Source organism: Legionella sp. 39-23 (assembly GCF_001897665.1).
Taxonomy (GTDB): Bacteria; Pseudomonadota; Gammaproteobacteria; order Legionellales; family Legionellaceae; genus Legionella; species Legionella steelei.
This window is the reverse complement of record NZ_MKTO01000009.1, coordinates 75,118-96,866: the sequence shown is the minus strand read 5'-3', so window position 1 is coordinate 96,866 and position 21,749 is coordinate 75,118. Positions and strand designations below refer to the sequence as shown.

Below are 21,749 nucleotides of genomic sequence, written 5' to 3'. Positions count from 1 at the left end.
TTATTACAAAAGACAGGATAGCCTCTTTGGATGCACAAATAATTGGTAGCGTTCTTAAAATTACAATTGCCCTCTCACGCGAGGAGCGGCGAGTGCCTTATTTTCATATAAACGTCGCAATAATAAATGGAAATAGACTAAACCTGCATAGGGAGACCATTTTGCGGTGATTTCTGCTATTTTTTTATAATCTGGCTTCTTCTCGAGATGCAGAAAATGATATAAATTGTTTTGTGCACCAATATCATCGCTTGGGAAAGTATCAATTCTTCCTAAACCACGCAAGAGAACGTATTCCGCAGTCCAGCGCCCTATTCCTTTAAAATCGCACAAAAAATTAATGTTCTCATTATTTGATTTGTTTTCTAGAGATTTAAAGTGTGACTCGTCATTCATTATGGCTGTTGCTAATCGTATTAGCGTCTCGCTTTTATGGGTGCTATAGCCTATTTTTTTTAATGTAGGGACAGAACAATTCGCAACTTCGTTGGGCCTTGGAAATGCATAAAGTAGGTGCTCTTTTTCTGTAATCCTTAGACTCAAAAACTCAGCCAATCGATTTTGAATTTGCAATCCAGCATCCAAAGAGATTTGTTGACAAGAAATCGCATTAACAAGTGCCTCAAAGACAGAAGGAAATCGAGGTGGCTTAAGCCCTTTAAATTGAAGAACCAAGGGATTTAATTGGGGATCGCGCTGTGCGATATGATAAAAATCATGCATATCACAGTTTAAGCCAAGCATGCTCTCTGTTTCATGTGCAATTTGATTTTGAAATACCTCTGCATACTCACTTTTAATCGATATCGTCAGTTCGGTTTTTTTATTTTGCTCAACCACCACTTTAACTGGCATATTCTCCATAACCAATAACCTGGTGTAACGTTGGCCATCCCAAAGATCTACATTATTTTTGCTTCTCCTGCGTAACGCAGAAACCGTATAATCCAACCGGAATGGAGCTACTGGATGTAAGGTAAATGAAGTTTCCATATCAAATTAACCACCTTTGTTTCGGGTGGCTGTACCATGTTGGAATAAAAATCAGTGCACGCCTAATGATTGTTTCATGCAAGGTCGTTCAAATCCCATTTGTTCCACAATACTCGCAACTTTATCATCATCGTTAAATTTTTGTTTGAGAAACTGTAATGCCTCTTTAGGAACCTCTGTTTTTGTACCGTTATTCTCAAAGCGAACAATATGACTTAAGGTTTTTCCTCCAACCTCCATCGGATAACGTTCACCATTTCCGAAGTAGGACGTCTGAAAGCCCTGTGCTTTCAGTAAGTCTTTAAAAGCCTGTGCTTCTTGAGGATTATCAAAAGCAATTTTGAATGTACCATTCATCTGACCTTTACCCACAAATGGAATATCCACACTTGGAGAAGGAGTTGACACCATAGTACGAATCACTTGACTCACTTCCTGACTTGACTCTTGTGTTGAGTGCATTTTAGTCTGAATCAAAGAATCTTTCATTCGCGAAGAAGGATAGCTACTTTGTTGATGATGCTGTTGGTGGTGTTGTGTACTCGACACAACGGGTAAGCTGAGATGAATAAGATTCTGGCTACTGTAATTTCGCGTCATCACACCACGCGCTCGTTCAGATAAATCGGTTGGATCTTGCACGATCATCGATAAACGACCTTCTTGTCGATACAAACGATTACGCTCTTCCATCATTAAGATACCCAACTTATTGCCTGTTGGAGCATAAGGCTCGGTAGTACCTCCTACTTTCCAACCCCAATTACCATCCTGATTTTTAGTGCTTCGACTCCCTGTATCTTCGATAAGGCAAGCATTTCCTGTATCTCTCAGTGCTTGTTGCACTATAGGATTTTGTAATTTGACTTGTATTGCTCTCTGCATTGCGGCATCAGCTAAGGTATAATCATTATTCGCCCATCTTTTGGTTTGCCCTAAATCTCTAGCATTCTGCGCATCTCCCAGAAGAATCTTATCTAGGTATTGTTGGTCATGAGGATCTTTTTGATATTGGAAATAATGCTCAACTGTAGGAAATGTTCTTTCTCCAAAGGGAGTTTGCATCTTAATAGGAACTTCTGCATAGTTGGAAAAAATCCCCCACGCTTCCCCTTCTCTATCAAAAGCAACGACATCGACACTATCAAACTTATTACTATAGCGACTATGATTTGAAGTACCACTTAATTTCTTAACCGGACCTCGATTGGATTGTGCAGTCAAAGGCATAACAACACTCCACCTTTTTTGAAAAAAGCAAATATTTTTAATTATAGTTTATTTATTTTCTTAGTAGAAAAATAGAACAAAAAGAACATTAAAAATACGATTTATACCTGCTTGTTTTCGCAAAAAAACTCCAGAACTATTTCTAAATAAACTATCCCTTAACACAAACAATAGGTACCAGTCGGGCAACTTTTTTGGTTAAACCGGACTCTTGTGCTGCATCAACAACAAAATCGACATTCTTATAGGCTTCTGGAGCTTCCTCTGCTATACCACGATAGGAACTACTACGAATTAAAATTCCTTGTTGTGCTAATTGCTCAATGATTTCACTCCCACGCCATTTTTTGGTTGCCTGATGCCGGCTCATCGCCCGTCCTGCACCATGACAAGCAGAACCAAAGGATTTATGTTCTGAATGTTCTGTACCAACTAAAACATAAGATGAAGTTCCCATGCTGCCGCCAATAATTACAGGTTGTCCTACATGATGAAACGCTTGTGCTAACTCAGGATGACCTGGACCAAAAGCTCGCGTTGCGCCTTTACGATGAACAAATAAACGTTTTGTTTTACCATCAATCTGATGCGCTTCTTCCTTGCAGGTATTATGGGATACATCATAAATGAGTTTTATTTGGGCTCCTGGCATTTCATCCTGAAATACTTCGCGCATAAAATGAGTAATAATTTCACGATTAGCGAGCGCACAATTAATTCCTGAGCGCATAGCACCTAAATAATGCTCCCCCATGGAAGAACGTATAGGGGCACAAGCTAACTCACGATCAACGAGTGAGATACCATGCTGTTGGGCGTGAATGAGCATCGAGCGCAGAAAATCAGTTCCTATTTGGTGACCTAGGCCACGTGAACCACAATGGATGCTCACAACCACATCCCCTAGTGCTAAACCAAATGCTGCAGCAGTTTGTTCACAGTATATATGGCGCACCTCTTGAATTTCCAAATAATGATTACCAGAACCTAAAGTACCCATTTCATTTTTTTGACGTTTTTTTGCATGTTCGGAAACATGCTCAGGTAAAGCACCTTCTACGCGGCCATTATCTTCAATACGCGCTAAATCTTCACGTTCACCATATCCTTGCTTTACAGCCCATACAGCGCCACCACGCAACATATCATCCATTTGTTTCATAGTTAGAGTAATACGACTTTTGCTGCCTACACCTGCCGGAATATGCGCAAACAGCGCATCTGCAAGTTGTTCTTTATAGGGTTCAAATTCTTCACGTTTAAGTCCTGTAGATAAAAGCCGTACGCCACATGAAATATCAAAACCAACACCACCTGCTGAAACAACCCCGTCGTTATCGGGATCAAATGCAGCAACACCCCCAATAGGAAACCCATAACCCCAATGAGCATCAGGCATCGCATAAGAACCACGCACAATTCCAGGTAATGTTGCGACGTTCGTGACTTGTTCATAAACTTTCATATCCATACTGAGGATTAACTCTTCTGAAGCAAAAATAATCCCCGGCACACGCATCTTACCCTGTTGGGGAATTCGCCATTCGAAGTCACTGATTTTTTCTAACAGGTTTAAGTCCATTGATTTCTACCCTCGCTCTCTCACACATCAACAACACATTGTGCCACCCAGATGTTATTCTTTTCATACACTTTTAATTCAGTGAATGTAGCACCTTTGACCTCCACTGCAGGTTGATGTCTATGAATATCCACTGGTTCACCGGCAATTATAGCAGTTAGCCTCAATCCATTAATGCTGACATCAAACATGCTAAACAGCATGTTGTGGATTGCCATATTGTAAATAATGACATTTAACCAATCGACAAATAAAATCTCCTGATTCGGAGCCTCACAGTGAATTTGTATTTTTTTGTAAGGATGAATTGATTGTGAACGCGTAATAACATTGGTCAAAGCAAGCGCCCCCATGGAAAAAGCGTCTGCAACAGTTGAGCCATAACCTCTAACACCTATATCGGATTCATGAGAAAAATGTTCCCATCTTTTTTGTGCACTCATAGAGAATAACCTGCATTTGAAACGATTTAGAAAATACTTTAGCCCTTAAAATAAATAGGATCCAAATCCAAGATTTCTACAGATAAAGTAATATTTAATTGATTTTGACCTACTCTAAAAAAATCATCCAATAGATCAAAAAGGTTTTTACCTATGCTTTTTTTCTTAAGCTCATCCCGGCCTGGAAGCATTTTTAGCGTTAAATGCACAAAAGCATTGTCTTCACTCTGATCGCCAATAAAAAACAATGGATGAATAACACAGCGGCTCCTGCACCCTGATAATTGGGTAGGAAGTTGTTCTGCAAGCATATGATGTAATTTATCAAATAACTGGCTTAAATGTTCTGTGTTTTTAATGTTATTACTTAATTCCAAAATCAAATGAGGCATAAAATTAAACTAAGATTTTTTGTTTGGCCCATCATAACTTGGGTTAAGGAGATGTTGCAAAATAAATCAGCTTTATCTCACTTAAACCAACTTGCAAAACCATCCAATTATCTTTTTGCATAGACAGCAATTGAGAGAATTACCATGCTCATACCAATTGCTTGCCCAAGTGTCAGTCGTTCTCCCAACAGCAGCCAAGCAATGAGTACCGTGGCTAAAGGCATCACCGCCGTTGATAATGAAGCCATTACCCCATCCACTTTCTGGCAACCAAAATTCCAAAACACATAAAAAAGACCCGAGCTTAAACCTAAAATAATCAAAATCAGCCAATCTGAAAATTGAATGGTTATTCCGCTCCAGGAACTAAAACCCAAAGCAATCAATAACAAAATGGCATTAATTGCATTGAGTAAAGAAGAAATTAAAAATACTGGCAGTGAATTCGCATGCATCTTACTTAAAATATAGTAAGTAGCCTCAGGCAAAAGAGAGATTAAAACAAGCACATCCCCCCAAAAAGAATGGCTCACGCGCATCCCCACCAACTTATCGCAGGCAATAACGATTAATCCAAATGTGGCAAAACCCACACAGATGGCTTTCTTTCCTGAAATTTTTTCACCAAGAATAATCCAAGACATAATTGCAATGATCGCAGGTAAGGCGCTGGTAATAATACCCGCTACATTCGCATCCGTGTAATTTAATCCCCATAAAATTAGGAAATTAAACAGCACTCCCGCAGAAACCGCCTGCGCACCAATAAAAAACCAATCACGTGGTTTTAATTGAGAAAAATAATAACCCACCGGCTTATTTCGCGCAGAGGTAAACCAGTGCAAGGGTAATAAAATAATAGCAGCCAAACTAAACCGCAGAGCCAATATAAACAGCAGCGGAATTGTGGAAAGCACATACTTGGAAAAAACAATGTTCACGCCTACCATGATTTGAGCCAAGACAAGGAAGAGTATTCCTTGTAAATAAGCATTGGATTTTTGCATATAAAATACTTCTCTGTATCGCCAAATAAAAACGTACAGTGTAGCAATAATAAGCTCAGTATGAGTTATCCATTTCACGCATTTTCTTTGCCGATAATGCTTTTATTCGCCATTGGGAGGGCGACTCCCCAAAAACTGTACTAAATCGCCGACTAAATGCGGGCAAATTTTCGTATCCCACCGCAAAAGCAATGGCCTCTATAGAAAGGTGTTGGGCAGAAAGTAATTGTTTGGCCTGACTTAATTTTTTAAATCGCCAATATTCTGCAATACTACAACCCAGGGATTGTTTGAACCGACGCTGTAATTGACTGACACTCAAATGACAATGCTGCGCAACTTTATTCACATTGACACGCTCCGCGAAATAAAAATCGATCCAATTTTTTGCCTTAAGGACAATGTCGTCTGACTCGAATGATAAGGATTTTGTGGCGAAATGTACGAGTAATTGATTCATTAAGGAATCAGTAAAAAAATCGCCTTCATTATCTGCTAAATAATGATGCGCAAATTGTATAAGCTTTTTAATGCTCGTCGTTAAATTAAAAGCATGCGAGCGGTGTTCCTTAAAAAGATCCTTTGGGCTTGCTACATCAACCACTAAAAAAAGATTTCCCTGGCTTCCGGCAAAACAATGCCGTTCATTCGGAGCAATAAAGACTCCTACATGATGATCAACAACTCCAGAATAATGCCCCGCTTCCAACTCCATAGAACCAGCTAGAGGTAAAACCAGCTGTGCAAAATCATGAGCATGACTGCAACTTTCAGTATGATAGGAACGCAGATCTACACGATGAGTAATCAATTGCACGACTCACTAAAAAAACATTGCAAAATAGAACCAATTATATCATAAAGACTGAAGTATATGATGGCAAAAAGGATATTAGTCTGCGTTTTAAGAGTCTTTACATTTGAATAAAAATAATACATAATGAGCAATTATCTTGTTTCGAGCCATTTCAATCGAACAATAACTATTTTCCTTAATCCTGTTTTGGAGTCAACTGTGCCAAAGAAAGCTATTGTAAAAAGTCAACCAGTCTTCTCTTTAGATGCGCTCTTGGAAGAGAATGCTGAGGAACATATAGACTTACCCCAAGTCAAATCCGCAGCAGTGTCTGCCATGCGTCTATTAATGCTAGGTAATCAACAAGGTTATATTAATGAAATCTATAGGCTAGCGGATTTTTGTGCTCAATTATTGAACCAGGGCGCTCCTATTAATACCGTCGTAAATGCGATTAAATTCGGGATGGCTAATTCATATCAACAAGCATTGGATAAAGTAACCAGTGAAATTGGATTGGGACAATTTCAATTGACTCATTCCAACCCTCAGACTCTTGCTGGACAAAATTTACAAAAGCGCGTTAACACTATGAGACACTATAAAGACACTCCTTTTGCAGAAATTACAGAAGCGGTTATTACAGACTCCTTTGTTCAAGCAAGTGCACGATTTGGCGCAGACATTGGTAATTTCGACTTTATAAATTGTAGACCTGGAAACTAATTCAGACTTTTGTTCATGAATTTTGCAATTCCCTCACCCTAGCCCTCTCCCGTAAGCGGGAGAAGGATTTTTCTACTATGAATGTGAAAATAATAGCGCCATTGCTCTAGCGAACACTTTAATTCTAATTAAGACAAAATAACAGAAACTCAAAATGCGTGATTCTGACAAATCGCTTTATATTGAGGTCCATAATCTTATAAAATAAGCTCTAATCAAAAATGGAGGCTATAAATGTCCTTATGGAAAAAATTTAAAAAGTTTTATAATGCCTCAGCTGAAAATAGAATAGGATTTTATAGCTTTCTTGGCTTTCTCGTTGTTCCTATTCTTGGCATGACGATCTTATATATCTTAGTGCGCATTTTTTGGCTAAAAGCTTAAGTAGATAACCCCATGACCGAAACCATGGGGTTATTTTAGGTTTATTTGGCTTGTTCCACTTTGATATCTCGAGTTCCGGTTTTAGATTCCGTTTTTTTAGGTAAATCAACCCAAAGCATACCTTTTTTAAACGTTGCTTTCGCTTGCGCTATATCAACAGTAGCGGGTAAAGAGATGGAGCGTTCATATTTCCCAAAGCTAATTTCTCGAGAAATATATTTTTTACCTTCATTTTTTTTCGAGCTGGATTTCTCGCCGCTAATAGTGAGTACATTATCCAATATAGAGACCTTAATGTCTTTTTCGCCCATACCAGGCATTTCTAGCTGCACACAGAAATGATCTTTATCCTCAACAATATCCATTGAAGGAGAAAGATCTAATTTTTCAAATTGTCCCCAACTAAATTTGGTTGGAGAAAAAAACTCATTAAAGTCACTAAATAATCGATCCACTTCGTTTTGCAGACTTAAAAAGGGATTTTGTGATCGATTAATTTGAATGGAAGCTCCCTTACCAGGAGCTCCTTTGCTGGGAGTTCCTTGCTTAAATTGTGTTACTTTGCTCATGATATACCTCCATATAATCTATGGCCTTAATACAAATTTTGGTACATATAACAGCTTTGTCAAATGAGCGCATTGCATTAAAAGATAGCACTATGATTTTATTTAAATCCGCGATCACGAGAGCACATTCGTTCTAAACGCAGCGAGGTATCTCCGGATATGAGCAAGGAGAGCCTTCCTCAGGATTGTATCATTGACAAAGCTAAATAAACCTAGGCTGGGCTGTAAGCCCAGCATGTAACAATGCCAAAAATAATGCTTTCTTAAGACCAATGAATAAGCACGTGTTAATTGAGCTTACCGTGGGGGTTTCATGATGGACATTTTGGAGAGGAAAAATTAATCCTGTGCATGCTGGGCTTAACAGCCCAGCCTACTCGTGTTCTTTTTGTCAGCGAATTACCTAACATACAAGGATTAGAGTTATTGTTGGCTGGGTAGGCTATAACGTTTTAACTAACCCTGTTTTCCGGGTTTCGATATTGCAGCCAAAGTAATAAAAAAGCAATGATGGGCATGAAAATATCCGTCCAAAATATGCTGCCCGCGTTGCCAGGTTCAAAATTATGGGCAACGATCATTTGATAAAGATGTCCACCTGCAGCACCCCATAAAAACAGAGCAGGAACGATGATCGTTGCCGCACGAAAAGCAATTTGACCTTTAAAGCTAATTATTCCATTCAACGCAATCCCCAAACTGGCAAATCCTACTTCCATTTGAAATGGACTTTGCGGCCAGCCAATAAACTGCGCAGTAAAATCGCCAAAGAAGACATGCATAATAAAGTTAAACAAATAGGCCAATCCGATATTGAACAACAAATACCAAGAAAAGATAAATTCAATAACCATGGCTTTTTCCATTGGCCTTGAGCGAACCAACCATTCAAGAAGAGCGCATAGCAAACCAAGTATAAAACAAGTCAATGTAAAATTGCTCATTGCCAAAATAATCATATCGGCCATAATACCGTCCATTGGTAATGGTAATGTATTTGAAGTATAAATTATCTGAAAAATGCGTCTAATACAATTTAAACAACTGCAGTTCAGAAAGTTACTACCAACCGCACTAAATAATGCCTTTATTACCCTTAAGCGTTTAATTGGTGCAAAATAACTGCCTAGCGGATTAAAAACTAAGGTTAACCTGAATAAACTATAGTAACAGCATGCATTAATATTGACCCGTCCTTGTAAATATGAACGCTGAGAAAAACAGATTATCCCACTACAACCATGCATGACATGATTCGATAGAAACTGGGGTTTTTATAGTACAGAATCTGAGATAGACCATATGGCTCGATTAATGCATCAAGAAAATCCACAATACATTGAGAAATTAATCCATGAACTCAATCAATCCATGACTGCAATTAAAGCATATGTGGGTGGTTGCGAACTCCGGCTAGAAAAAAAAGGCCTTAGTGCAGAGCAAATGCTCAATGCGTTACAAAAAATCAACCAGCATGTTGAGTTGTTGAAAAATAAAATTTATTCCCTGCAAGAACCTACAACTCAAAAAAAATTAGGAGAACGGCCTGCAATTTTTCACGATATTATTACAGAGATTATTTCTCTGTATTCCTATGAAATAGAACATAATAATATTCGACTGGTCGTAAATTTTCAGGATGAGTGCCCTGATTTTCATATACCTCAATTGCAGCTCAAGCATATTTTATTTCGTTTATTGAAACAATGTATTACTGTTGTGGAAAAAAACAAGATACACAAAGCAACATTAGAAATTCAAACAGATATGGATAAAAATAAAGCAAAAATTATGATAAAAAGTAATTTTTTAATACAGGAAGAAGAATTCGAAAAAGAACTCACTTATTGCCGTACTTTGCTTGATAGAGAAAGTGGCACCTTATTCGCTGAGTTATTTGCTAATAGTATTAGTTTTCAACTCATAGTGTTTCATCAAGAGTATAAAGGATATGCCTTCTAATAATACAACTGTTTTTGTTATCGATGACGACCCCGAGATATGTAAATCATTCCGCTGGTTATTTGAGTCAATAAATCTGCAGGTTCAAACTTATTTAAATGCCAAAGATTTTCTCGATAGTTATGATAATCAACGTGGATGTTTAATCACTGATGTACGAATGCCTATAATGAGCGGCTTAGAATTACTAGAGCAATTGAGTTCATCAAAAAAACAATTATCAATAATCATCATTACAGGCTACGGTGATATTGCAATGGCAATACGGGCCATGAAAGCAGGAGCCGAAGATTTCATCCTTAAGCCAATCAATCATCAGAATTTATTAGAAATAACACAAAGATGCCTTAAAAAAGTTAAGGATAATACGACACAAAGGCAAACGGGCCTGCAAGAACGAATAAATGGTTTAACCAAACGTGAAAAGCAGGTCATGGATTTAGTTGTTGAAGGTAAACTGAATAAACAGATTGCGTATGAGCTTAATATATCCATATCCACAGTTGAGGTGCATCGGGCTAATGTCATGCGAAAAATGGAAGTAAAATCGCTAGCTGAACTGATAAAAATTAGTCTGATTCATAACCGAATTATTGAGTCTTCTGCATTCTTAGATGAACCGGTTTGAATTTGTGTTATTTGATGTACTACTAGCAGATACGCTTCCTCAAGAATAGCATTGTTAGACTATGGTTTAGTACCTATGAGTATAGAAAAGCAAAAACAATTTATCTTATTAATTGATGACAATAGTGCGGTAAGAGAAGCTTTAGTCTGGGCTTTGGAATATGCAGAGTATTTCACAGTGGCGGTTCAAGATGGGCAAGAGGCTTTAAACATACTTGAAAAAGATCCGTTGCCAGTAGTTATTTTTTTAGATCTCATGATGCCTGTACTTGATGGTTTTGAGTTTCGTGAGAAAAAAAAATTATGCCAACGCATAAGTAATATTCCAACAATTATCACTTCAGCGAAAACCAATCTGGAAAAAATGGAAAAAATGCCTTATGAAACCTTTTTGCCAAAACCTTTTGATCTTAATGAATTGTTTCATATTTTAAAAAAAATATTATGACGCAAATGGTAACTATCCCTATCCTTTACTCGTCGAAAACACCTCAAGATGATAAACGTCGTGAGCGCTTAGTGCTTAATAGCGCGGAAATGAAATATGTAAATGAGTAATTTTCCAAACATCGTTTTCTAAATCAATACAAATCGTACCCCGCAAATTTTGAAAATCATAATTTTTACTCTCTATCCATATTTGGACTTCACAAAGAGCACTAGCCCAATATGAATTAGGAGGAATTGGACTAAATGTGAGTAATTTAATTTGTGAATCATCGTACTGTTGCCAATCTCTTAGAAACTGCTCCTCGATTTGCGCAGTCCCGATTCGATAATCCTCGATGCCAGTCCCCCACATAGTAATATCATTAGAAAAAAGCGACCGCAGATAATTTAAATCACGCTCATTGTAACCATAGCAAAATCGTTTGAATAACTGTTGGGCTACTGTTAATTGTTTTAATTGCATTGAAAATCCCTTTTCTTTATGAAAATGAGGCCGATCACAATTCCGCATTGCAACATCTATGTGCTTTTAATTGAGCGACTTGCATGAACAAGTCGCCAATATCAAGTTATAGAGTAATTAGCAACGGAAAAATGACTCGTGTTAATCTGAAAAAAAACATTAATCAACTTATGAAACACCTTCGACAACAGCCTCAACTGCTTTTTCAAATTAGAAATTTATGATCGATTAAGAAAAAAAAATATTATGAACTACACTGGCAAAGCTAGGGTTTACCCTATATTTGAGTTGAACTGGAGATTAATAAAGTGTCTCTTCGCAATATCCATTCAACAGTTTTTGGATACTATGTTATTGTTACTATTCAAATTAAATAATTATTGCCAGGTTTTTTTTCCAAATATTGTTAAAAAGAAATGAAATGAATTCAAATATTATTAAAAAATCATCCTTGCAAATGCAAAACGAAATTCAAACATTACAAGAGCAGTTGCTTCGCAAAGAAAACGAATTACAGGAAAAAGCACAAGAAATTAAATCACTTCATTTAGAAATAGACGCGTTAAAAAAACAACATACTGAATTTTATGATTTCAATTCTAAAGCCTTTTTTACTTTAGAATCCCAACAACTCCAATTAAATCAATCCTTAGAAACGGTTACCAATTTATTCCAAAATATTTCAGATGCCATTGCCACATTAGATAAAGACTTTTACTTTAAAATAATAAACTCATCCTTCATCAAGTTTTTTTCTAAGATTTTTACCATAAAAATTCAAACGGGGATGAATTTTTTCACGCTTATTTCTGATTTTTCAGAGTATAAAAATCAATTAATCATGGCATGTCGGCAAGCTCTTTTAGGAAAAACAACGACCATTTTAATTGAAGACTCTAATGAAGTAGATGGTGCAAATTTTTGTTTTGAAATTAATTTTACTCCGCTCTATAACCATTCGTCTCAAGAAAATGAAATTATTTTACTCATTAAAGATCTAACCAACTATTATTTACAAAAACAATCAACAATGAGAGAGCAAGCAAAATTAGCACATGTAATGCGCCTAAATACCATGGAAGGAATGGCCTCGGCACTAGCGCATGAAATTAATCACCCGCTCACTGCAATTCTTCTTTATAGTCAAACTTGCCTTTTACAAATAAAAAAACATGCGGATGAAAATAAAATAGCTCCCAAGGTGATCTCTTTATTAAATAAAATTATTTCACAAGCCAAACACGCCAGTGAAGTAATGTATCGGATGAAAAGTTTTATTCATAAGGATGTATATTTTCAGGAAGAAACAGATATTAATACATTAATTAAAGATACGATGATTTTTTTAGATTCTGAGCTAGCCCATTCAAAATTAAAAATCAATTTGAAACTAGAAGCAGATCTCCCTAAATTAACTATTGATAGAATTCAAATGATGCAAATCATTACCAATCTAACCCGCAACAGCATTGAGGCAATGCAAGAAAATACAATCCCAACTCCAGAGCTCACCATTCAAACAATAAACAAAGAGGATGAGCGCATTGAGATTCATTTTCGTGATAATGGACCAGGTATTATTCCCGAATATCAAGATAAGATTTTGAGTTCGTATTTTACGACTAAAGCTCAAGGTACTGGTTTAGGGCTTACTATTTGTAGAAATCTTATTGAAGCGCATGGTGGTAAGCTCTACATACAAAATCATAATGAGGTAGGTGCCTGGTTTATTTTTACTTTACCAAAGCAGTAGAATTCATTGTGTCGTTCGTTTAATCTACGCCCATTGATTAACGCAAGGTTTCAAAGATGATACATACATTACCAAAAACAATTATTTTGACTGTTTTATGCTCAGGAATTTTTATTAAATCAACATTCGCCCATACTCACCATGAAACAAGTCCTGTAGGAAGTCCCGAGAATGCCGCCAAAGCCACAAAAACAATTCAAGTGACTGCATCAGACGACATGCGTTTTACCTTTGCACAAAAACTTCAATTCCATGATGGTGACATTATCACATTTAAAGTTACTAATATTGGAAAAGTGCCTCATGAGTTTTCGATTGGTGATGAGAAAGAACAAAAAGCACACCAAGAAATGATGCGAGCTATGCCAGGAATGGTCCATGAAGATGGTAATACAATCACCATTAATCCAGGTGAAACGAAAACATTAACCTGGAAATTTAAATCAAATGCGCAACATGATGTTGTATTCGCCTGTAATATCCCAGGCCATTTTGAGGCAGGGATGTATCAGAAAGCAGCTGTTGTAAATGCTTAATACCTGACAACGCATTATTTCCATCTTTTTATTTACAGCCTTCTGATGTCATTCCTATGTATGTTTTGACAAAAATAGCTAAATAATCGTAGGCTGGGCTGCTAAGCCCAGCATGTAACAATGTACTGAAGTATTTCTTCAAAACACCATGTATAAGATACTTGTTAATTTGGCTTCAGTGGAATTTTGAGAGTACGAATTAATTCAGCAAATGCTGGGCTTAACAGCCCAGCCTACACCGCATGCATACAACCCCACGTCATTCCAAGTACAATGAGGGATAGCGTTGGAGTTTGAAAAGCGTACCCATTTCCCTCAGTTTATTAGGGTGAATCGCAATTGTTCACTAACAGTTCTAGAAATTAAAACTCCCAGCCTTTAGCTAACAAATCTGTTTCAGAAAACTATTAATAAAATTTCATTTTTGCATTAGCGTCTGTTTACAATTCAAGTAAAAGCAAGTCACTAATAAAGCAAATTTATCATTTTAGCCTCTATGAGCTTTTTAAAAAATTAAGGATCTGCCTATAAAAATTAAGGGAAAATAAGGATAGATAATCAATGATTATGTTTTAATTTTACGTGCTACTCCAGTGCTAATAGCCGCCTCTTTAACCGCTTGAGCCACTCTTTTTACCACACTCGTATCAAATACGCTGGGTACAATATAACTGCAACTTAAATGTTGTTCCTCTATAGAGTTTGCAATAGCATAAGCTGCTGCAAGCTTCATCTCTTCATTAATCTCAGTAGCCATACAATCAAGTGCGCCTCTGAAGATACCTGGAAAACAGAGTACATTATTAATTTGATTCGGGTAATCACTGCGCCCTGTTGCAACAATAGCCGCATATTTTTTTGCATCTTCAGGCATGATTTCGGGTATGGGATTTGCCATGGCAAACACAATCGCATCTCGATTCATTTTTTTTATGTCTTTAGCATCAATTACCCCTGGTTTTGAGACACCAACAAATAAATCTGCCCCCTTTATCACATCATGCACAGTACCTTTTTCAAGATTGGGATTGGTATGTTCCGCATACCACTGATGGACTGGATGTAACCCAGGTTTTCCGGCATAAAGCACCCCGTCACAATCACATCCAATAATATTTTTCACGCCTAAGTTTAATAACATCTTAGTACATGCCGTCCCCGCAGCACCAATACCCACGACAACCACTTTAATGTGTTCTAATTGTTTCTTAACCAATTTAAGTGAGTTAATCGTTGCCGCCGCCAGCACGACAGCTGTTCCGTGTTGATCATCATGAAATACGGGGATATTCAGTTCTTTCTTAAGACGCTCTTCCACTTCAAAACAACGAGGCGCGGAAATATCCTCTAAATTAATTCCACCGAATACTGGCGCAATATGCTTAATGGTTGCAACGATCTCATCCACATTTTGGGTATTCAAGCAAATGGGAAATGCATCAACATTAGCAAACTCTTTAAACAATAATGCCTTGCCCTCCATAACGGGAATGGCAGCGTATGGTCCCATATCACCGAGACCTAACACTGCAGTCCCATCAGAAACAACTGCGACCATGTTTTTTTTAATGGTTAGATTAAAGACATCGTCGGGTTTGTTATAAATTGACGTGCAAATTCGCGCCACACCGGGTGTATAGGCGATTGACAGATCATCGCGTGTTTTTAATGGAATACGACCTTTCATTTCAATTTTCCCACCTAAATGGGCTAGAAAAGTACGATCGGAAATATGAATCACTTCTAAATGAGGAATGGTGCGCAATAGATCAACTATCAGTTCTGCATGTTTTGTGCCACACGTGTATATAGTAATATCACGTATCTGAGCATCTGTTTCAACGCGAACAATGTCAATCGCACCAATTTGCCCGCCTTCTTTTTCGATTGCTGCAGCTAACTTTCCAAAAGTACCGGGAGCATTTTGGATACGAACTCGCATGGTAATGCTATTGGAGGCAGAACACTTTTGATTTCTCATAGCCACTCCTTATCCCATGTCTTAAAATAAACTCCCAAATTTTTTGTTTAAGAGCTTAAGTATAGACGTTTTAGTCATATACTTTATCTTTTGACTGAGCTCACCACAGCAATCAAACAACTTTAGGTGCAGGACACTGCAGTTTTAATACCTTCAGTTAACTCAGCTCATCTCCATCATTATCGATTTCTCTAATAAACTCTGGATCCATGGGGTTTCCAGGAATGTTTCGATTTTCGCTCGCCCATTCTCCCAAATCAATGAGTTTACATCGGTCCGAACAAAAGGGCTTAAACAGGTTCTCTGGATACCAGGTATTTTTTTTCCCACAAGTAGGGCAGATAATTTTTTGATGGTTATTCATAACAGCCTTCACAAATTGATGTAGTTCGGAGTATGCGATATACAACCGGTGATTTTCAACTGGACTTTTGATCTCCATAAGTTAAGTATAGTATTTAACACCATGTAATGTATCATCAATTTTAGCCAATCTATGGCTCAAGTGGCGATGAAAACACTTTTATTTTTGCAACAAAGTGGTTCATTTGTTACCATGGCGGCAAATTTAATTTAGGTGCACAAAATGCCCGGTAAGAAATTCGACATCCTTTCACGTTCCATTGCTCAGGATCAAGCCGCAGTTGCTAAACAATGGGCTGACACATTGATACATAATTCAAAGGATGATACCGCAGTAAATATGACCCAGTTATTGTTGGCATGTTTGGCTCGCGGCGACTTCAAAACTCGTGCGTTTCTTTCTAAATCACCTGCATTGCAAGTACCTTCAGATAAATTAAGCATCACGGATTACATGTCCCACGCCAGTCGCATTATTCTTGACTACCAAGGACTCACTGAAACGAATAGACAAGAGCTATTAAGTTATTTCCCCTCCCCAAGAGTAAAAGATACTGTTTTTTCTCGTTCGGCCACCCATAATGTCAGTCGCAATATGGAAGGAGCAGCAGTTGAAGGCAAGGGAGTTCTGTTGGGCATTATGGGGCAATTGCCCGGTATCATCAAAACACCTCAAGATTTTGGCATTAATATCGCCATGGGTGGGATGGGGCAAACCAATTTTTATGATAAAAAAATATCAGACAATGGCTGCAGTGGCCATTTTTATTTTCACCGGAATGACAGCGATAGCTTACTCCTACTTGGACTAGAACAAACAGCACCGGCAGCCTCTGCTTTAGAATTCCTATTAGGGGCGAAAAAATATCCTGATGAGGTACAGCAACATCATGATCAATTTGGTCAAGGGCATTCGTTAACAGGAGCATCTGACACTTACACCGCAGCAGGATCTTTATATTTTAGCGACCCCGTTTATCAAACAAAGCTTCTATTAGAAAAAGGTGTTTTTCCACCGGATAAATACGGAGCAATGCACATCACCATTACCGAAGAAAATTGGCCGCTTATCAAACTATTCTTCAATAAACTGAAAACAACGGCTCATAGCGATGAAGATCAAAAGGAACAGCAGCTCCTAGAATTATTATTAAGCAAACCTGTAACGGCAAGCCCTGCTAAAGAAGATTACCTCAGTTATATCGCGCTTGATTTCGATACTTATTTGAAACGTGTTTATCAAATTTTCATTGCTGAGAGTCAATTGGACGCTGGAAAACAGTCAGTACTCTTTAATTTACAAGCTCAGTTATTAGTTACGATAAAAAAATTGCAACAAGGCCATATCGAACATTACGAGACTTTTAAACTGCAAGTTGCTGAAATCATTCACACAAAAGATACTCCCCCTGAATACCAAGAAGCTATTCTTCGTATTCAAGAGCTATTTAAATTACAGCTTAAAATTGATCCCAAACTGAAGCAAACACATGAAGAACTCTTATTAAAAAATATCTATGATGATTTACAGGAAGAAAGTAAAGTTATTTTGGAAAAACTGTTGGAAATTCAAAAACATTTCCAAGAACTCCCTCCAAAAGAACTCGAATCGCTAGAACCCTTTCTCCTGCAAATTGACAAGCACATTAGAGCGCTGCAAAATCCATTCTCTCCCCAATTAGAAGCGGTAGATTTATCTGCAAGTTGGGTCATGTGTGATTACCCTATTGCCATCACTATGGATTCTATTGACCGCTTGAAGCAAGCGGTAGAGTCAGCCAAATTATTTATCAAGCCCATCACGTTAACTGGCGACAACGCGCTCTCGTTCTCCACACTTCTATTAGGTTGGGAAGAAAAATTCTTGCCTTTTGCGCAAATCAATCTTATTGATTATTCAGAATTGAATCTGAGTAATTTGGCGAAACAATTTAATGAGTATGTACATGCAGTAGCGCGGCAAGCAGAACAATATAACTATTGGGATCATAAACCATCCCAAACCACGAATATCTTTGCTGACTTCTTCACACAACACCCTGAGCGTGAACTTGGCGCTACTTTTGTTGGGCAATACCGTGAAAGTACCATCCTAAGACGTTTATTTTTCCTAGATACAAACCTTAGGCCATTAGGTTTAAAACCCTATGAAGAACTTAATGCAGAATATCTAAAACATCACCCCAATCCATACTGGTGTAAAACCAACGAGCTTCTTACTGCAGGCACTGACGTCATTACCAATCTCCATACTTTAAAGGCAAAACAATCTACGAAGGCCTCCTGGGAGGATATGAGTACCACCTTCATTTTATTTCAAGAGGCTATAGCACGATTCAAAAAAGCAAATGAAGAGTTAAATCGTTTGCGCAGTACTGCCAAAATGGCTCCGGCAGAAGTCTTTGAAAGCCCTTTTTTCTACGCCATCAACGATGATGAAGTACTAGGGAACATGAATGGAGCGCAACTTGCGACCATATGCCTGGAAGAATTAAATGCGATATCTCCAAGTGCCTTGGTAAAGCGCATCACGAGTCGTCAAGATCTCTGGCAACTGGTAGAGCAAGAGCTGCCAAATGATGAATTTAAAAATCGTAACGATTTCGAGAAAAAAGTCATTACCCTACGCCAAATCCGTTATTTTGGGGAATTAGCCCGTCAATTTAAAGACAACACTGATTTGCAAACGAAAGAAGGTATTTTTGTAAAACTGCGGAATGTAGCGACAGAGTCGTCGGCTATCTTTGAGGCGACTCAAGACATTGAAAATGCGCAAACGGATCTGAGGCGACTGCAAGCCTACATGCTACAACGGAACAATTTGGCAACAGCAGAAGATAAGTTCGCTGCATTGAATTTATTGGAAGAACAATACCATAATCTTCCTCAAAATGAACGAAACCAATATGCACCTCAATTAATTCAAGCCCAAAAAAATGCTTATCAATTTTATCTTGCGAAAATCAATGCATCACAAGACATAGAAGAAAGGAAAACAATATTTTCTATCTTAAACCAATTATTTAGAAAACTGCCGCTTGATTCACGAAAACAACTCCAGGTGGAATATGACGCCAGACAAATAGAAGATACCTTGTATGGATTTTATGACCGCTTTAAAAGAGCAACTTCGGTCCCCGATAAGAAACTCGTATTTGTTAATCCTATGTATTCACGAGCTGTCGAAGATTTTGAAAGGAATAATGCATTATCTTCTGCATGCGGCAAAAGAATTCACAGACAATTAACACGTGCTCAATTGATCTATGAAAAGCTTCTTAATACTCAGATCATTAATGAACAATCCCCAGTGAAGCCATTGGATACACTTCTTGAGCAGTTCACCCCAATACTTGATAAACTTGATGTTCCTCTGCAAAATCAGTTAATAGCAGCAGCACTAAATGATGATATTTTGCGGCAAGCCATTCTAAAAAAAGTGGAAAATAAAAAATTCTCCCCAGCCTTGATCAAGGACTTACTCACCCTAAAGGCGTTCCGTGAAGCAAAAATTGCCCTCAGCAAAGAACAAAAATATGGGGACGAATATGATCAATCAATCAATCAATTCTATGAAAAAGCATTGACCATACGTTTGTCAGGTCATCCCTCGCAAAATCAGGCCAATGATTTAATGAAAGCGGCTAAAGATGAATTTAGCCATCGCCATGATACGCGCCGACTGATTGCGGATATCGTTATGATCGTTACCGCATTTTTTGGTATAGGGATTCTTGTAGGCTTAGCGCGTATAGGTGAAGGTAATACCTTATTTTTTAGTAGCACAAAAACAGACAGAGAAGTTGAGTTTCAAAATCAATGGCTTTGCAAGCCTCAACAGTTACCGCCAACAGAGGAAAGTGAAACCCAACTGCTTATTGCCCCTGTTGCTTAAAGGCTCAAAATTAGCCCTTAAAGCCAAATAAAAAATCAATCAATAAAAAATTACTGGATACATTGGCAAGAATTCGGGAAGTATTCTATTCTTAAAAAGTTTGAGCATCAACTCAAGCACCTTTTTAAAATATTTTTTATAAGGATATAAATAATGAATGCATGGAACAGTGTAATTTTTGTGAAAAGTAATAAATCTATGTCTGACATGAATGCAATGGCAAAATGGGATGGCGTAGAAGGAATGTGGTCTACATCCGGTGAATGGGATTGGTGCATTAAATTAGATCAAAAATCATCAACTCCTGAAAAAGCCGAGGCTTTTGTTGCTCGTATGCGCGAAGGACATTGGGCAACAGAAACCAAAACCAATTGGTGGAAAGAAGTTCCTGCAAAATAAATAACAAGCTCGGAGCCAAAAATGCTCCGAGCTTGTACCGCTCGATATATTTTATCTCCATTCATCACACTTCCTAGTTCCACTTCTAATTTTTATGATGCACAAAATATTTCAAATTGTGAAAAATTTTGACGACAATCTCTCACAACGACACTTATTATGAAAAAGCACAGCAAACAAGTTAAAAATAAATTCCATTAATATGAAAAAAGCTTTAAATTTTAACTTTTAACATAAACTATTCACTATGAAATCAAGACTCTTATTTTTATTGTTATTTTTTGTCAATGCAGCATTTGCTGATCCATGGTTCACTGGACCTTTACTTGCACCTGCTGGAAAAACAATTCCCAAAGGCCATATTAACTTTGAACCTTATGCGTTTTATAGCGGCTATCCACATGGGTTTAGAAATTTTGAAGTGACTCCTATTGTCAGTTTAGGGGTTCTTAGCTTTTTAGATTTACAAACTTCTTTACCCTATGATTACAGTTGGGATCATGGGGAACATGGAAATGGCATGGGTGATTATAGTTTGGCTGCAGGGGTGCAAGTTTTGCGGCAAAAAGAGAACTCATGGCTTCCCGATTTGCGCGTGGTAGTTCAAGAAGTTTTTCCCACAGGACGCTATGAACATTTAGACCCCAAAAAACTGGGCACCGATCAAACAGGTTTAGGTTCGTTCCAGACCTACCTTGGTTTTAACTTTCAAAAATTGATTCTATTACCTAATAAACATTATTTACGCACGCGTTTAAGTTTGGTTGGTGCGAAGTTTAGTGATGTCACTGTACATGGAGTAAGCGTTTTTGGTGGTGCTCCCCAGACCGTGGGTAAAGTAAAACTTGATAACAGTTATTCTGCTGACTTGGCCTTTGAGTATACACTCACGCAAAACTGGGTTCCTGTTTTCGAAGTTTTATATGTTCACAGCCCAGGAAGTAATTTTCAGGGTAATCCAGGATTTACACCAGGCGGGACTGTTGCGGGTGTGGGTGGAAAAGCAAATGAACAAGTTTCGTTGGCCCCTGCCATCGAATACAACTTTACTTCTAATCTAGGTCTTATTGGTGGTGTTTGGTTTTCTGTTACAGGACCTCATGCGGCGGAGTTCGTAACTGGGGCATTAGCACTTAATTGCTATTTTTAAGTTCAAAGCAATAGTCAGCTGCATTCTTCAGTTGTATAATGCATATAA

At 37.8% G+C, this 21,749-nt stretch carries 21 protein-coding genes; 9 read left to right on the top strand and 12 right to left on the bottom strand.

The window, feature by feature from the left end; translation table 11 throughout:
• Nucleotides 1–60: 60 nt before the first annotated feature.
• From BGO44_RS04920 to BGO44_RS04890, 7 genes are all read right to left on the bottom strand, one after another.
• Nucleotides 61–993: a DNA-3-methyladenine glycosylase family protein gene (locus BGO44_RS04920; RefSeq protein WP_273198873.1), complete on the bottom strand. Its 933-nt coding sequence runs from the start codon at nt 991–993 to the stop codon at nt 61–63.
• 51 nt (nt 994–1,044) lie between these two features.
• Nucleotides 1,045–2,223, bottom strand: coding sequence for an NADAR family protein (locus tag BGO44_RS04915; protein ID WP_273198875.1), 1,179 nt, complete (start codon nt 2,221–2,223; stop codon nt 1,045–1,047).
• A 151-nt stretch (nt 2,224–2,374) separates the two neighbouring features.
• On the bottom strand, nt 2,375–3,805 hold the full coding sequence (locus BGO44_RS04910) for an RtcB family protein (protein WP_273198877.1): 1,431 nt from the start codon (nt 3,803–3,805) through the stop codon (nt 2,375–2,377).
• A gap of 20 nt (nt 3,806–3,825) precedes the next feature.
• Nucleotides 3,826–4,248: an archease gene (locus BGO44_RS04905; RefSeq protein WP_273198880.1), complete on the bottom strand. Its 423-nt coding sequence runs from the start codon at nt 4,246–4,248 to the stop codon at nt 3,826–3,828.
• Between the two features lie 38 nt (nt 4,249–4,286).
• Nucleotides 4,287–4,640, bottom strand: coding sequence for a 5-carboxymethyl-2-hydroxymuconate Delta-isomerase (locus tag BGO44_RS04900; RefSeq protein ID WP_083504002.1), 354 nt, complete (start codon nt 4,638–4,640; stop codon nt 4,287–4,289).
• A 107-nt stretch (nt 4,641–4,747) separates the two neighbouring features.
• Nucleotides 4,748–5,647 carry a DMT family transporter gene (locus BGO44_RS04895; protein ID WP_157070801.1) on the bottom strand — a complete coding sequence of 300 codons (900 nt, stop codon included), beginning with the start codon at nt 5,645–5,647 and terminating at the stop codon, nt 4,748–4,750.
• A gap of 55 nt (nt 5,648–5,702) precedes the next feature.
• Complete coding sequence (locus BGO44_RS04890; RefSeq protein ID WP_273198882.1) at nt 5,703–6,458, bottom strand: helix-turn-helix domain-containing protein; 756 nt, start codon at nt 6,456–6,458, stop codon at nt 5,703–5,705.
• Between the two features lie 204 nt (nt 6,459–6,662).
• On the opposite strand from BGO44_RS04890, the gene BGO44_RS04885 reads away from it, so the two are divergent.
• Nucleotides 6,663–7,169: a hypothetical protein gene (locus tag BGO44_RS04885; protein ID WP_237760512.1), complete on the top strand. Its 507-nt coding sequence runs from the start codon at nt 6,663–6,665 to the stop codon at nt 7,167–7,169.
• 425 nt (nt 7,170–7,594) lie between these two features.
• On the opposite strand, the gene BGO44_RS04880 is transcribed toward BGO44_RS04885, so the two are convergent.
• Nucleotides 7,595–8,122 carry an Hsp20/alpha crystallin family protein gene (locus BGO44_RS04880; protein ID WP_273198885.1) on the bottom strand — a complete coding sequence of 176 codons (528 nt, stop codon included), beginning with the start codon at nt 8,120–8,122 and terminating at the stop codon, nt 7,595–7,597.
• 452 nt (nt 8,123–8,574) lie between these two features.
• On the bottom strand, nt 8,575–9,090 hold the full coding sequence (locus tag BGO44_RS04875) for a DUF6790 family protein (RefSeq protein WP_273198887.1): 516 nt from the start codon (nt 9,088–9,090) through the stop codon (nt 8,575–8,577).
• A gap of 334 nt (nt 9,091–9,424) precedes the next feature.
• Between BGO44_RS04875 and BGO44_RS04870 the strand changes: the two genes are divergently transcribed.
• The 3 genes from BGO44_RS04870 to BGO44_RS04860 all read left to right on the top strand — a co-directional run bounded on the left by BGO44_RS04870 (nt 9,425) and on the right by BGO44_RS04860 (nt 11,159).
• The gene (locus BGO44_RS04870) at nt 9,425–10,084 is read left to right on the top strand and encodes a sensor histidine kinase (RefSeq protein ID WP_273198889.1); all 660 of its coding nucleotides are present in this window, start codon (nt 9,425–9,427) and stop codon (nt 10,082–10,084) included.
• Nucleotides 10,074–10,712 carry a response regulator transcription factor gene (locus tag BGO44_RS04865; protein ID WP_273198891.1) on the top strand — a complete coding sequence of 213 codons (639 nt, stop codon included), beginning with the start codon at nt 10,074–10,076 and terminating at the stop codon, nt 10,710–10,712. Before BGO44_RS04870 ends, BGO44_RS04865 begins: the two co-directional genes overlap by 11 nt.
• Before the next feature lie 75 nt (nt 10,713–10,787).
• On the top strand, nt 10,788–11,159 hold the full coding sequence (locus tag BGO44_RS04860) for a response regulator (protein ID WP_058512014.1): 372 nt from the start codon (nt 10,788–10,790) through the stop codon (nt 11,157–11,159).
• 75 nt (nt 11,160–11,234) lie between these two features.
• Here BGO44_RS04860 and BGO44_RS04855 read toward each other — a convergent pair whose 3' ends face one another.
• Nucleotides 11,235–11,624 carry a nuclear transport factor 2 family protein gene (locus tag BGO44_RS04855; protein ID WP_083504022.1) on the bottom strand — a complete coding sequence of 130 codons (390 nt, stop codon included), beginning with the start codon at nt 11,622–11,624 and terminating at the stop codon, nt 11,235–11,237.
• 421 nt (nt 11,625–12,045) lie between these two features.
• Here BGO44_RS04855 and BGO44_RS04850 point away from each other — a divergent pair, with 421 nt between their 5' ends.
• Together BGO44_RS04850 and BGO44_RS04845 are read left to right on the top strand one after the other, a co-directional pair.
• Nucleotides 12,046–13,377 (top strand): PAS domain-containing sensor histidine kinase, encoded by a 1,332-nt coding sequence (locus tag BGO44_RS04850; protein WP_273198894.1) that lies wholly within the window; start codon nt 12,046–12,048, stop codon nt 13,375–13,377.
• 56 nt (nt 13,378–13,433) lie between these two features.
• Complete coding sequence (locus tag BGO44_RS04845; protein ID WP_058512012.1) at nt 13,434–13,913, top strand: cupredoxin domain-containing protein; 480 nt, start codon at nt 13,434–13,436, stop codon at nt 13,911–13,913.
• A 565-nt stretch (nt 13,914–14,478) separates the two neighbouring features.
• On the opposite strand, the gene BGO44_RS04840 is transcribed toward BGO44_RS04845, so the two are convergent.
• Complete coding sequence (locus BGO44_RS04840) at nt 14,479–15,894, bottom strand: NAD-dependent malic enzyme (protein WP_058512011.1); 1,416 nt, start codon at nt 15,892–15,894, stop codon at nt 14,479–14,481.
• Between the two features lie 157 nt (nt 15,895–16,051).
• On the bottom strand, nt 16,052–16,258 hold the full coding sequence (locus BGO44_RS04835) for a DNA gyrase inhibitor YacG (protein ID WP_058512464.1): 207 nt from the start codon (nt 16,256–16,258) through the stop codon (nt 16,052–16,054).
• 222 nt (nt 16,259–16,480) lie between these two features.
• Between BGO44_RS04835 and BGO44_RS04830 the strand changes: the two genes are divergently transcribed.
• The 3 genes from BGO44_RS04830 to BGO44_RS04820 all read left to right on the top strand — a co-directional run bounded on the left by BGO44_RS04830 (nt 16,481) and on the right by BGO44_RS04820 (nt 21,701).
• Complete coding sequence (locus BGO44_RS04830) at nt 16,481–20,152, top strand: LepB GTPase-activating domain-containing protein (protein WP_273198897.1); 3,672 nt, start codon at nt 16,481–16,483, stop codon at nt 20,150–20,152.
• Between the two features lie 153 nt (nt 20,153–20,305).
• A complete protein-coding gene (locus BGO44_RS04825; protein ID WP_058512009.1) occupies nt 20,306–20,551 on the top strand; it encodes a hypothetical protein in 246 nt (81 codons plus the stop codon).
• A 247-nt stretch (nt 20,552–20,798) separates the two neighbouring features.
• Nucleotides 20,799–21,701 (top strand): transporter, encoded by a 903-nt coding sequence (locus BGO44_RS04820; RefSeq protein WP_058512008.1) that lies wholly within the window; start codon nt 20,799–20,801, stop codon nt 21,699–21,701.
• Nucleotides 21,702–21,749: the final 48 nt, after the last annotated feature.